The 13,192-nt window shown below is 34.8% G+C and carries 10 protein-coding genes; 3 read left to right on the top strand and 7 right to left on the bottom strand.

From position 1 onward, the window contains the following. Positions 1-44: 44 nt before the first annotated feature. Positions 45-1,283, top strand: a complete 1,239-nt coding sequence (locus tag IM755_RS04060; RefSeq protein WP_194093833.1) for an aminotransferase class I/II-fold pyridoxal phosphate-dependent enzyme — start codon at positions 45-47, stop codon at positions 1,281-1,283. Beyond that, entirely contained in the window at positions 1,276-1,839 is a 564-nt protein-coding gene (locus IM755_RS04055; RefSeq protein ID WP_194093831.1) for a 5-formyltetrahydrofolate cyclo-ligase, read from the top strand. The genes IM755_RS04060 and IM755_RS04055 overlap by 8 nt, the downstream gene beginning before the upstream one ends. Here IM755_RS04055 and IM755_RS04050 read toward each other — a convergent pair whose 3' ends face one another. The 6 genes from IM755_RS04050 to gdhA form a co-directional block, all read right to left on the bottom strand. Beyond that, positions 1,840-2,457, bottom strand: a complete 618-nt coding sequence (locus IM755_RS04050) for a lipoprotein signal peptidase (protein WP_194093829.1) — start codon at positions 2,455-2,457, stop codon at positions 1,840-1,842. It lies immediately after the preceding gene. 82 nt (positions 2,458-2,539) lie between these two features. Continuing rightward, the gene (locus tag IM755_RS04045; RefSeq protein ID WP_026725150.1) at positions 2,540-2,920 is read right to left on the bottom strand and encodes a TraR/DksA family transcriptional regulator; all 381 of its coding nucleotides are present in this window, start codon (positions 2,918-2,920) and stop codon (positions 2,540-2,542) included. A gap of 49 nt (positions 2,921-2,969) precedes the next feature. Continuing rightward, positions 2,970-6,371 (bottom strand): isoleucine--tRNA ligase, encoded by a 3,402-nt coding sequence (ileS, locus tag IM755_RS04040; protein WP_194093827.1) that lies wholly within the window; start codon positions 6,369-6,371, stop codon positions 2,970-2,972. Between the two features lie 79 nt (positions 6,372-6,450). Next, on the bottom strand, positions 6,451-7,164 hold the full coding sequence (gene recO / locus IM755_RS04035) for a DNA repair protein RecO (RefSeq protein WP_194093825.1): 714 nt from the start codon (positions 7,162-7,164) through the stop codon (positions 6,451-6,453). A gap of 4 nt (positions 7,165-7,168) precedes the next feature. Continuing rightward, on the bottom strand, positions 7,169-9,451 hold the full coding sequence (porZ, locus tag IM755_RS04030) for a type IX secretion system anionic LPS delivery protein PorZ (RefSeq protein WP_194093822.1): 2,283 nt from the start codon (positions 9,449-9,451) through the stop codon (positions 7,169-7,171). A 118-nt stretch (positions 9,452-9,569) separates the two neighbouring features. Continuing rightward, entirely contained in the window at positions 9,570-10,913 is a 1,344-nt protein-coding gene (gene gdhA, locus IM755_RS04025) for an NADP-specific glutamate dehydrogenase (protein WP_194093820.1), read from the bottom strand. A gap of 259 nt (positions 10,914-11,172) precedes the next feature. Between gdhA and IM755_RS04020 the strand changes: the two genes are divergently transcribed. Then, positions 11,173-11,955 (top strand): THC0290_0291 family protein, encoded by a 783-nt coding sequence (locus IM755_RS04020; RefSeq protein WP_194093818.1) that lies wholly within the window; start codon positions 11,173-11,175, stop codon positions 11,953-11,955. A gap of 67 nt (positions 11,956-12,022) precedes the next feature. Here the strand turns inward: IM755_RS04020 and IM755_RS04015 are convergent, their stop codons facing one another. Then, positions 12,023-13,165 (bottom strand): cystathionine gamma-synthase, encoded by a 1,143-nt coding sequence (locus tag IM755_RS04015; RefSeq protein WP_194093816.1) that lies wholly within the window; start codon positions 13,163-13,165, stop codon positions 12,023-12,025. Positions 13,166-13,192: the final 27 nt, after the last annotated feature.

The following is a 13,192-nucleotide window of genomic DNA, read 5'->3' as shown; positions in this document are numbered from 1 at the left end:
TTTTTATTGGTTTTTCAACTGTAAATTCGCCAAAATTTTTAGGTATGAACTTCTGGAAAAAACTAACACACGAAGAAAGAAAAGCCCGTATTGAAAAGGCTTTACACGATAATGTTAACTTCTCAAAAGACGCGTCTTTAGGTTATCCAGCGTCTAAATTAGATAATCGCGTTTTTTATGATGATGCGCCATTTTTAAAAGATGCGCCAACGCTTCAAACCTATGTTGCGAATCCAAATAACATTGGTTGTCATACTTTTGGAACTTCTGAAAAAGCGTTTTATGGCACACAAGAAATTGAACGCGAAGTTTTAAACGTAATTGCTGTTGATATTTTTAAAGCCAAAGAAAACGAATTCGACGGTTACATCGCTCCTGGTGGAACCGAAGCGAATATTCAAGCGATTTGGGTCTTTAGAAATGAATTCATGCACAAATTCGATGCAAAATTAGACGAAATCGCCATTTTAGCTTCGGAAGACACACATTATTCTATTCCTAAAGCTTCTAATTTATTGCAAATTGATTGGTTGAAAATTCCGGTTGGTTTTGAAAATCGTGAAATTGATGTGAATGCATTGGATAACATCATTTCGGAAGCTAAAAATAAAGGCAAAAAATATTTCATTGCGGTTGCTAATATGGGAACTACGATGTTTGGTTCTGTTGATAATCCAGATGATTATACTTCGATTTTAGAAAAACATAATGTAACTTATCGTTTGCATATTGATGGCGCTTATGGCGGATTTGTGTATCCATTTAGCAATCAAAAATCGAATATCAACTTTAGTAATCCTAAAATTAGTTCTATTACCATTGATGCGCACAAAATGTTACAAGCTCCTTACGGAACAGGTGTTTTTGTTTGTCGAAAAGGCTTAATTGAAAACGTATTAACCAAAGAAGCAGAATATGTAGAAGGAATGGATTTAACCCTTTGCGGAAGTCGTTCTGGGGCAAATGCGGTGGCGGTTTGGATGATTTTATTTACTTATGGTGCTTATGGTTGGTTTGAAAAAGTAAGTATTTTACAAATGCGTACGCAATTTTTATGTCACGAATTAGATAAACTATATATCAAATATTTCCGTGAACCATTTATGAATATTGTAACGATTCATGCCGAATCTATTCCAGAGAAAATTGCTGAAAAGTACGATTTGGTTCCGCAACAACACAACGAAAACAACAAATGGTACAAAATTGTGTTAATGGATCACGTAGAAGTAGAACATTTGACTAAATTTATAGACGAATTGAAAGCGTCTGTAAATGGATAAGAAATCGTTAAGGCAAAAGGCAAAAGCTGAAAGGCAAAAGTTAACTCAAGAAGAAATCGAAGACAAAAGTTTAGCAATTGCGAACCAATTGTTGCGAATGAACATTTGGGACAAATTGTATTATCATTTGTTTTTAACGATTGAAGAGCAAAAAGAAATCAATACCGAATATATTCTTCAAATTTTAGCGGGAAAAGATAAAGAAATCGTAATTTCGAAGTGCGAATTTGCCACTTTAGGAATGACGCATTTTTTATTAACGGATAATACCAAAATCAAAAAGAACAGTTACAACGTTCCAGAACCGGTTGATGGTTTAGAAGTGCCTGATGCGAAAATTGATGTGGTTTTTGTGCCACTTTTAGCTTATGACAAGCAAGGAAATCGCGTTGGATACGGAAAAGGCTTCTATGACAACTTTCTTAGTAAATGCAAGCCTGAAACAATTAAAATTGGGTTGTCATTCTTTCCTCCAGAAGAAAAAATTGAGGATGTTTCAGCAAATGATGTAAAATTGGATTTTTGTGTGACGCCTGAGAGGATGTTTCGCTTTTAATTATTTTGCCAGAATATGACTTTCACCAAAAGCTCTTTTATTAAACACGATTAAAATCCCAACACCCGTTGAAATCGCTACATCGGCTACGTTAAAAATGGCGTTGAAGAAAGTGAAATGTTTGCCACCCCAAATTGGCAACCAAGAAGGTAAGTTTCCTTCCCACATTGGAAAATAGAACATATCTACAACTTCTCCGTGAAACCAAGTACCATAAGGTTGGTCAGCAAAGGCAGTTGCTACTTGATGATAACTATCGTTAAAAATGACACCGTAAAAAACAGAATCAATAATATTTCCTAAGGCGCCGGTAAAAATCAAAGCAATCGCTACAATTAAGTAATTAGAAGCTTTCTTCTTTACTGAATCCCATAACCACCAAGCAATTCCGCCTACAGCTACGATACGGAATAAGGTTAAGATTAATTTCCCATGTTCGCCCGGAATTTCAGCGCCCCAAGCCATACCTTCATTCTCTATAAAATGAATTTGAAACCATTCTAAACCCATTACTTTTATGGATTCTCCAATAAAAAAATGCGTTTTGATATAGATTTTAGAAATCTGATCAATTAATAAAATAGCAATGATTAAAATATAGGCTTTCTTTAACGACATGTTCAATTTTTTTGCAAAAATAGTGGAATTTATCAAATAAAAAACGCCCCAAACGGAGCGTTAGTATAATTTTGTAAAAAGATTAACGTTGCAAGTTTTTTGCTTCGATACTCATAGTTGCATGAGGAACGATTTTTAATCTTTCTTTACTTATTAATTTGCCTGTAACTTTACAAATACCATAGGTTTTGTTCTCGATACGAATCAAGGCATTTTTTAAATCTCTAATGAATTTTTCTTGACGAATTGCTAATTGTGAATTGGCTTCCTTACTCATGGTTTCACTGCCTTCTTCAAATGCTTTAAACGTTGGTGATGTATCATCGGTTCCGTTATTTAAGTCATTCATATAAGCACTCTTAATAAGCTCTAAATCGTTTTTAGCTTTTTCTAATTTCGCTTGAATTAACGCTTTGAATTCAGCCAAATCAGCGTCTGAATATCTAATTTGCTCCTCTACCATAATTTCAATATTTTTTTATAGTTATACGATGATTAAAAGCTTTTGGCTTTTATTTTGAAATTAATATACTTGTTTTAATATCATCAAACTCAATTTCCGTACCATTTTCAAGGTTTTCAACAAAAATTAATGATTCGGTTAACGTTTCTGACTTAATATACGATTCATTAGCTAAAACGGCTTCCTCAACTTGAGCATTTTTTTCCATTTTAACGGTAATCTTGTCAGTCACTTCAAAACCAGAATCTTTTCTGATATTTTGGATTCTGTTGATTAATTCTCTCGCAATCCCTTCTTTTCTTAATTCATCGGAAATTATAATGTCTAGCGCTACTGTAATTCCGTTTGAATTGGCTACTAACCAACCTGGGATATCTTGTGAAGAAATCTCAACATCATCTTGTGATAAAGTTATACTTTTTCCTGCAATATCCATAACTAACTCACCATCACGCTCTAATTTGGCAATTTGCTCTTGTCCAAAATTTTGTATCTCTTTGGAAATCAAACCCATATCTTTACCAAAACGCGGTCCCAACGTTTTAAAATTAGGCTTAATTTGCTTCACTAAAACACCCGAAGCATCGTCTAACAACTCCACTTCTTTCACGTTTACCTCTGCTTTAATTAGGTCAGAAACTGCCTCAATTTCAGCACGCTGATTGTCGTCAAGTACAGGAATCATAACCCTTTGCAACGGTTGGCGCACTTTAATCATTTCCTTCTTACGAAGTGATAAAACTAATGAAGAAACCGTTTGGGCTTTCATCATTTTGCTTTCTAGTGATTTATCAACAAAGTTTTCAACCATTTTTGGAAACTCGGCCAAATGTACGCTTTCAAACGACTCAGAACCTGTAGCTTGTGTTAAATCTCTGTAAAGTTTGTCCATAAAGAACGGGGCAATTGGAGCAGAAAGCTTCGCAACCGTTACCAAACAAGTATAAAGTGTTTGATAAGCCGCAATTTTATCTTGTGCATAATCGCCTTTCCAGAATCTTCTTCTACACAAACGAACGTACCAGTTACTCAAATTTTCTTGCACGAAATCGGAAATAGCACGAGCTGCTTTTGTTGGTTCGTAATCCGCATACGCTTCATCAACTAATTGAATTAACGTATGTAATTCCGATAAAATCCAACGGTCGATTTCTGGTCTTTCGTTTAACGGAACTTCCGCTTCGTTGTATTTGAAACCATCAATATTTGCATATAAAGCAAAGAATGAGTACGTATTATAAAGTGTTCCAAAGAATTTTCTTCTTACCTCAGCAACACCTTCAATATCAAATTTTAAATTGTCCCAAGGATTCGCATTCGAAATCATATACCAACGTGTAGCATCTGGACCATATTCAGCCAAAGTGGTGAATGGATCCACCGCATTTCCCAAACGTTTCGACATTTTTTGTCCGTTTTTATCCAAAACTAATCCGTTTGAAACTACGTTTTTGTATGCGATTTTATCGAAAACTAAGGTTCCGATAGCATGTAAGGTATAGAACCAACCACGAGTTTGGTCAACACCTTCTGCGATGAAATCGGCTGGGAACGCTTTATTTTCATCGATTAATTCTTTATTTTCAAATGGGTAATGCCATTGCGCATAAGGCATCGCACCTGAATCGAACCAAACGTCAATTAAATCCGTTTCGCGTTTCATTGGCTTTCCTGATGGCGAAACTAAAACTATTCCGTCTACAACATTTTTGTGTAAATCCACTAAATCGTAGTTGGCTTCGCTCATGTCACCAATTTTGAATCCTTTGTATGGATTTTCTTTTTGGAAACCTGCTGCGATTGATTTCTCGATTTCGTTGTACAATTCTTCAACTGAACCAACTAACATTTCTTCGGTTCCATCTTCACTTCTCCAAATTGGTAAAGGAATTCCCCAATATCTTGAACGCGATAAGTTCCAATCGTTAGCGTTTTTCAACCAATTTCCGAAACGACCTTCTCCTGTTGCTTTTGGTTTCCAGTTGATGGTTTCGTTTAAGTCGAACATTCTATCTTTGATTTCGGTTACTTTGATGAACCAAGAATCTAATGGATAGTATAAAATTGGTTTGTCCGTTCTCCAACAATGTGGATAACTGTGTACGTATTTTTCAACCTTGAAGGCTTTATTTTCTTCTTTTAATTGGATAGCGATTTCTACGTCAGCTGAACGTTCTGGCGCTTCTCCGTCGTTGTAATATTCGTTTTTAACATATTTTCCTGACAAATCACCTAATCCAGCAACAAATTTTCCTTGCAAATCAACCAATGGAACAGGATTTCCGTTCTCGTCTAAAACCAACATTGGTGGCACTTCTGGAGTTGCTTCTTTAGCAACTTTAGCGTCATCTGCTCCGAATGTTGGTGCGGTGTGAACAATTCCAGTTCCATCTTCCGTAGTTACGAAATCTCCAGAAATTACTCTAAATGCATTTTCTGGATTTTGATATGGTAAAGCTAATGGCAATAATTGTTCGTAACAAATTCCTACTAAATCAGCACCTTTTGCTTCGGTTAAAATTTGGTAGGGAATCTTTTTGTCGTCCGATTTATAATTTGCAAAATCAGCTTCTGATTCCGCTACAAAATATTTTCCACCAAATTGCTTTCCAACTAAATTCTTAGCTAAAACTACATTTATCGCTTCAAAAGTATATTGATTGAACGTTTTTACTAAAACATAATCGATTTTTGGACCAACAGTCAACGCTGTGTTTGATGGCAACGTCCAAGGAGTCGTCGTCCAAGCTAAGAAATGAACCGTTCCAAAACCTTGCAAGAAACTTGGTAAGGTTTCGTCTTTTGCTTTGAACTGCGCTACAATTGTAGTATCCGTAACATCACGGTATGAACCTGGCTGATTCACTTCATGCGAAGATAAACCTGTTCCCGCTTTTGGAGAATACGGCTGAATCGTGTAGCCTTTGTATAGTAAATCTTTATTGTAAATTTGTTTTAGCAACCACCAAACGGTTTCCATGTATTTGGATTTGTACGTCACATACGGATCTTCCATATCTACCCAGTAGCCCATTTTTTCGGTAAGGTCATTCCAAACGTCGGTGTAACGCATAACCGTTCTTTTACACGCTTCGTTGTATTCGGTAACTGAAATCGTTTTTCCGATATCTTCTTTGGTAATGCCTAATTCTTTTTCGGTACCTAATTCTACAGGTAAACCATGTGTATCCCAACCTGCTTTACGCTTAACTTGGTAGCCTTTTTGAGTTTTATAACGACAAAAAATATCTTTAATCGCACGTGCCATTACGTGGTGAATTCCTGGCAAACCATTTGCCGATGGTGGTCCTTCAAAAAACACGTAAGGAGTAGCTCCTTCACGAGAAGTTACCGATTGTTCAAAGATGTTGTTTTTTTTCCAAAAATCAAGAACTTCTGATGCTACTGTTGGCAAGTCAAGTCCTTTGTATTCAGTAAATTTTGTACTCATTTTGTCGCTTTCTTAAATCAATTTGCGAAAGTAATGATTTAAAGGTAAAAGGCAAAAGGTAAAAGGCAAAAGTTAAGAATTAGGAAAAAACTTCTTTTAAAACTTCTAAGGATTTTGGTTTTTTGAAGCCTTCAAGATGTAACATATAGAAATCTAAAAGAATTTTTAGCAAGATTTGACGTTCTATTCCGGCAAAAGTTTTCTGATTGGAATCAAATTTTAGTTCAATTAATCGTTTGAATAATTGTGTTTCATTAGCCGAAAGAGTATTCACGGATTGAAATGGTGTGAAAAAGCCTTCTTTAACATCGAAAAAATCGAAATCTATTTCGGAAACATCAGGATAAAACCCTAAGAATTTAGTCATTTCCATCATTAAAATCAGATGGAAATTTGCCGCTTCTTCGTGGGTATCTAACCAAAGTAATGCGGTTTCTAAAAAGGAAAAAAGGTTCTCATTTTTCTCTTCTTCGTGGATGCTGTGATGCAGAATTTCGGACAGAAAAATAACAATGGTGCTTTTGACAATATCCGTATTTATCGAATGGAAACTGTGTGCTAATTTAATTTCTTTGAAGTGTTCGAGCGTGCCTTTATTTTTGTGATTTGCTTCGATTTCGATTATGGTTAACGGCTGAAAATAAGCGATTTTTTGATTCGCTTTTTTGTTGGAATAAGCACTTGGAACAAAGTAACTTTTCAAACCATCAGATTGCGTGAAACACTTAACAATCAAGCTTTTTTCTTGATATTTTAAGGCCGAAATTACGATAGCTTTGGTTTTGACTAGCATTGAATTATCTGATAATCATCACTTTTTTCACAGTAGAATCTGTCGCATCTTCTGAAGCCACAAAAATCATGTAAACTCCAGATGCCACTTTATGTTTTCCAAATGCTTTGGTATCCCATTCAATCGTTCCTCCAGAAGAAGTGGTTTCGTAAACTAAATTTCCTTCAATATCGGTGATTTTTACATTTGCTTTATCGGTTAATCCGCTAATTTTTACTGTACCTACGAAATTTGGTCGCACTGGATTTGGATACACAAAAACATCGCTTAGACTATCACTTGGTTTGGTTGAAGTTCCTAAAAACGACACCATTCCTTTATCAGTGGCAAAAAACACTTCGCCAGAAACGCCATCAATTTCAATATCGTTAATGTTATCACTTGGTAGTGGCGAATTGTTTTTGGTAAATCGATAAATGGTTTCTTGACCATCTGAAGACACTAAGAAAACCCCTCCATCGGCAATGGAAACCCATTTTCTGTTAGCACCATCAACAGCGATATCTAAAATCGTTTGTTGGTAAAACAATTCTTGTGCTAAATCGCCCTCTTGAATGATAATAGCGTTGGTGGTCAACTCATCCGAAGAAATAAATCGGTCAACAGATACGGTTCTCAAACCGGCAAAAGTTCCAATCCATAACTGATTTCTATTATCAACCGCTACACATCGAACATCGTTATCTGGTAAATTACCATTAGTCGAATTAATCACAATAAATTTGTTATTGTAATTTTCATTAAAAGCAATTAATCCATCATTGATAGAAGGTATCCATTTTGTTCTGTTTTTATCTATAGCCATTGGTCCAAATCTTCCAAAATCATCAGTTGTTACATCTGCAATACCATAAGATTGCCATTGACCACTTGTTTGCAAGGTTTTTATCGATTTATAATTCCCTGTATTGGTTACATTGGTCATCCAAAGATTTCCGTTTTTATCAAATGCTGGACTATTTACACGAATATCAATATAGCTAGGATTCCCTGTTGAAATAGATTCTAAGCCATTTGGGCCTGTATTCGTATTGTTAAAAAGTTCAATATTTTCACCTTCAATTTTAAGCAATCCAGAAAAATAAGAAGTTGCATAGATTTGATTTTCATTCGTTGGATTAATTACAATATCACAAATAGATTTTGCTTGAAACAAATCATTATATGGAATTAATTCCCAGCCATTATCATTTGAATATTTACTTATTCCAAATTCATCCAAAGCATAAGGATTATATTGACGAGAATAATCGCCGTAAACCGCCCATAAGTAATTAGGAGCTTTTTTTACTCTGAAAATATAATTTCTAACAGGACCATTTGGCGACATTAACTCAAAAACTGATGGATTAGCTAAAGAGGTTGAAAACAAACCATCTTTTTCTGTACCAATATAAACTATTCCACTTACCACTGTTGCAGCTTTAAAAATTGCGTTGTAATCTGGAATTTGTGTGATGTCTAGTAAAACGGCATAGGACTGATTTAAAACAAATACATGGTTTTGCGTAGTTACAATTAATTCTGTTCCGTTAGTTTTGATTTTAAGTCCGGTTTGATTTTGATTTAAAACTTGTTGAAAAGATGTTCCATTATAACGATAAGTTCTTGAATCCGTACCCATTGCAACTAATTCATTGTTAAAAGTCACAATTCCCGACCAAAAACCGGCATCAAAAGTTTGCCATTGGCTAAAATCATATAAATTAGGATTGGCTAAATCTCCTTTTCTAATACCAAAACTTCTAGTAACCGCATAAATTTGATTGTTTAAAACGGTGGTTTGAAGTACTTCAGTTTCTTCACCGGATGTACCAATGAAATAGGTAATAATAAATTCGGAAGTTGCAACATCCATAACGGAAATTCCATAATCTGTAGCAATGTAAAGTTTGCCATCATGCTCATAAAGATCATTGATTCTCTTTTTATTTGGCGGCACTGGAACTTCGTTAATAATATCCACTTTCGTAGAAATAGATCCGTCGGAATTAATGATTAACAACAATCCATTAGAGTTTCCAGCAAAAGTTTTGTTGGTAGCTTGAGAGTGATGAATGGTGGTTATGGATTCTGGTTTTAATCCGTTAATAGAATTATAAATTTTTAAATCACTTGAAGCAATTGCTTTCGAAAAAACCGCATTTTGAGTAGCTGCATGTACTGCATCGGTTGCTGATTCCACATCAACAATTTCATTGTAGGAAAAATAACCTTTCCACAACTGATTGCTTTGTTGCGCAAAAAAGAATTGAGAAATAAATAAAATAAAAATTACCTTTTTCATTACAAGTATTTAATACAAATATACTACAAACGTTTTAATTTTAATTTTGATATATTTCGAAAAGAAAAAAGCTCTTTTGGAAAACCAAAAGAGCTTTTATTATTTTATAAATCAAATGTTATACGACACCTTGAGCTAACATAGCGTCAGCTACTTTAACGAAACCAGCAATATTGGCTCCTTTAACATAGTTTACATAACCATCTTCTTCTGTACCATATTTTTTACACTGACCGTGAATGCCTGTCATGATGTCTTTTAAACGAGCATCAACTTCTTCACTTGTCCAGTTTAAACGAATAGAGTTTTGTGTCATTTCTAAACCTGATGCTGCAACACCTCCTGCATTAGCTGCTTTTCCTGGAGCAAATAATACTTTTGCATCTAAGAATTGCTTAATTGCTTCTAATGTACATGGCATGTTAGCTGCTTCTGTTACACACATAACACCATTAGCAATTAACTTCTTAGCATCTTCTTCATTTAACTCATTTTGAGTAGCACAAGGAATAGCTACATCTACTTTTGCTTCCCATGGACTTTTCCCTTTGTGAAATACTGCGCTTGGGAATTTTTCCGCAAATGCCTCAGCTCTGTTGTCACCACTTGCTCTCATTTCTAACATGAACTCGATTTTCTCACCAGAAATTCCATCAGCATCGTAAATATAACCATCAGGACCTGAGATTGTAACTAATTTACCTCCTAATTCATTTACTTTTAAAGCCACTCCCCAAGCAACGTTACCGAAACCTGAAATAGCAACTGTTTTTCCTGAAATAGATTGTCCAATAGTGCTTAACATTTGTTGTGTGAAATAAACCACACCATATCCTGTTGCTTCTGGACGAATTAAAGAGCCTCCATAAGCTAACCCTTTTCCAGTTAAAACTCCTGTAAATTCGTTTCTAATTCTTTTGTATTGACCAAACATGTATCCGATTTCTCTTGCTCCAACACCAATATCACCAGCAGGAACGTCTAAATCAGGACCGATATGACGACATAATTCTGTCATAAACGATTGGCAAAAACGCATAACTTCAGCATCAGATTTTCCTTGTGGATCGAAATCAGATCCTCCTTTTCCACCTCCCATAGGAAGTGTCGTTAAACTATTTTTGAATACTTGCTCAAAAGCTAAAAACTTAAGTACAGATAAATTTACCGTTGGATGAAAACGAATTCCTCCTTTGTAAGGTCCAATTGCAGAATTCATCTGAATACGAAAACCTCTATTTACTTGGATTTCACCCTTATCATCAACCCATGGCACTCTAAAAATTACTGAACGCTCAGGTTCTGCCATTCTTAAAAGGACATTTTTTCCATCATACTTTTTCTCGTTTGCAATAAAAGGCATTACTGTTTCAGCAAATTCTCTAACTGCTTGTAAAAATTCTGGTTCGTTTGGATTTTTGGCCTCAACGAGCGCCATAAAATCATTAATTTTTTGTTCCATTATACTATAAAACTTGTAGATAAACTAATTCGTTAAATATGTGTGTTTTTTCTCAAATTACGAATTTCGCAAAATTTAAGTCGACAAATATACATTTTAAAAATTACTTACTATATTTTTAATAAAAATTTATAATATCACTTGTGCGTTTTTATTTGACACTTCTCTCTCATACATTTTTATACAAGAAAAACATTCTTTTTTTTTTGAAGTGAAGTTAGTTTTTATATATTTGTCCGATAATGGAAAAATTTTAGCGATGACTAAAAAAATTAAATACCTAATAATATTGCTTTTAGGAGCAAATTTTTCAATGAATGCACAATTTGGCTTCTCTCATGAAGTTGGAGCTTTTATTGGAGGAGTTGCTTTTCAATCTGATTTTGGCGTAAGACATGATTTTAAAACTAATGCAGGAAACACAGGGATTGGTGTTGGATTAGTACACTATATGAATTTTGCTTATCGTGCAGAATGTAACTGTTACACTCCTGAAACTTATTTCAACGACCACTTTAAAGTTCGTTCTGAGTTATCTTACAACAGTACAAAATTAGAACATTTTGGTGAATTTGCAGACAAACAAACTCTAGCTGGTGCTCAACTTCGAGCAATGAAAGGTGAAGCTAAAGTTACAGATGTGGGTATGCAATTAGAATACTTTCCATTAAGTATTCGTGAATTTACTGCAACCGATGGCGCATGGGCACCATTCTTAGGACTTGGAGCACATTACTCATTTTTTGATAACAACACGTATTCAACATTACCGGGAGGATTAGGAAATCCAAACAATGTTTATCCTAGATATTTACCAGACGGCTTTTCATCTGAAGGAGGAAGTACTTGGTCTGTTGTTTCTTCAGTAGGTACTCGCTACAAGTTAACTGAACTTTCGGATTTATTTTTTGAATTAAGATGGCAGTACTACTTTTCTGACTGGGTTGATGGTTTAAATAAAAATCCAGATCTTTGGAAAGAAAACAAAGCTAACGATTGGAACTTATGGTTTCACTTCGGATACATTTATTATTTAGATTAATAAATATCTCAACATAAAAAAATCCCGATTCTCACGAATCGGGATTTTTTGTTTTCAGTTACTTCTACTATTTAAAAGCTTGCTCTAAATCCGCTAATAAATCTTCAACATCCTCAATTCCAACACTCAAACGAACTAAGTCATCTGAAATACCCACTTCTTTTCTTTTATCTTCAGGAATAGATGCGTGTGTCATTAAAGCTGGGTGATTCGCTAACGATTCCACTCCACCTAAAGATTCAGCCAAAGTGAACACTTTTAAATTCTCTAAGAATTTAATTGCATCTTCTTTTTTACCTGACTTGAATGTAAACGTTACCATTCCTCCAAAACCACTCATTTGCTTTTTAGCAATTTCATGAAATGGATGCGAAGCTAATCCTGGATAATATACTCTTTCTACTAAAGGATGATTATCTAAATATGCTGCTACTTTTTCTCCATTTTCGCAATGACGTTGTACACGTAAATGCAACGTTTTGATTCCTCTTAAAACCAAGAAAGAATCCATTGGTCCTAATGTAGCTCCTGTTGCGAATTGTTTGAAGTGTAATTCTTCGCCTAACGCTTTATCTTTAATAATCAATGCTCCCGCAATAACATCAGAATGTCCTCCTAAATATTTAGTAGCCGAATGCATAACAATATCAGCACCTAAATCCAATGGTTTTTGTAAGTATGGTGTTGCAAAAGTATTATCAACCGCAAATAAGATATTATGCTTTTTGGTGATTTGTGCAATCGCTGCAATATCAGCTAATTTCATTAAGGGATTTGTTGGTGTTTCCACCCAAACCAATTTTGTGTTTTCATTGATTAACGATTGGAATTTCTCCAAATCATTCATATCCACAAAATGAAATTTGATACCACTATCTTTATATAATCTAGTGAATAATCTATAAGTTCCACCGTATAAATCGTCCATTGCAATGATTTCGTCACCAGCTTTGAACATACGTAACAAACAATCGGTTGCAGCTAATCCAGAAGAAAAAGCTAAACCTCTTGCGCCATTTTCGATACTTGCTAAAGCATCTTCTAAAGCAGTTCTTGTTGGGTTGGCTGCTCTACTATATTCGTAGTCGCCAATTGGTTTCCCAGGACTTGATTGTACATAAGTCGAAGTTTGAAATACTGGTGGCATTACTGCTCCTGTTACTTTTTCATGATGTTGTCCACCATGTATCGTTTTTGTATTGAATTTCATTTTTAAAAAATTTTTACAAAGGTAAAT

Source organism: Flavobacterium proteolyticum, assembly GCF_015223105.1.
Taxonomy (GTDB): Bacteria; Bacteroidota; Bacteroidia; order Flavobacteriales; family Flavobacteriaceae; genus Flavobacterium; species Flavobacterium proteolyticum.
Note: the sequence above shows the minus strand (reverse complement) of the source record. Positions and strands in the feature narration are given on the sequence as shown.

What these genes read in the sequence shown, in the direction of transcription:
- IM755_RS04060 (WP_194093833.1), top strand. Translation starts at nt 45, where the DNA reads ATGAACTTCTGGAAAAAACTAACACACGAAGAAAGAAAAGCCCGTATT.
- IM755_RS04055 (WP_194093831.1), top strand. Translation starts at nt 1,276, where the DNA reads ATGGATAAGAAATCGTTAAGGCAAAAGGCAAAAGCTGAAAGGCAAAAG.
- IM755_RS04050 (WP_194093829.1), bottom strand. Translation starts at nt 2,457, where the DNA reads ATGTCGTTAAAGAAAGCCTATATTTTAATCATTGCTATTTTATTAATT.
- IM755_RS04045 (WP_026725150.1), bottom strand. Translation starts at nt 2,920, where the DNA reads ATGGTAGAGGAGCAAATTAGATATTCAGACGCTGATTTGGCTGAATTC.
- ileS (WP_194093827.1), bottom strand. Translation starts at nt 6,371, where the DNA reads ATGAGTACAAAATTTACTGAATACAAAGGACTTGACTTGCCAACAGTA.
- recO (WP_194093825.1), bottom strand. Translation starts at nt 7,164, where the DNA reads ATGCTAGTCAAAACCAAAGCTATCGTAATTTCGGCCTTAAAATATCAA.
- porZ (WP_194093822.1), bottom strand. Translation starts at nt 9,451, where the DNA reads ATGAAAAAGGTAATTTTTATTTTATTTATTTCTCAATTCTTTTTTGCG.
- gdhA (WP_194093820.1), bottom strand. Translation starts at nt 10,913, where the DNA reads ATGGAACAAAAAATTAATGATTTTATGGCGCTCGTTGAGGCCAAAAAT.
- IM755_RS04020 (WP_194093818.1), top strand. Translation starts at nt 11,173, where the DNA reads ATGACTAAAAAAATTAAATACCTAATAATATTGCTTTTAGGAGCAAAT.
- IM755_RS04015 (WP_194093816.1), bottom strand. Translation starts at nt 13,165, where the DNA reads ATGAAATTCAATACAAAAACGATACATGGTGGACAACATCATGAAAAA.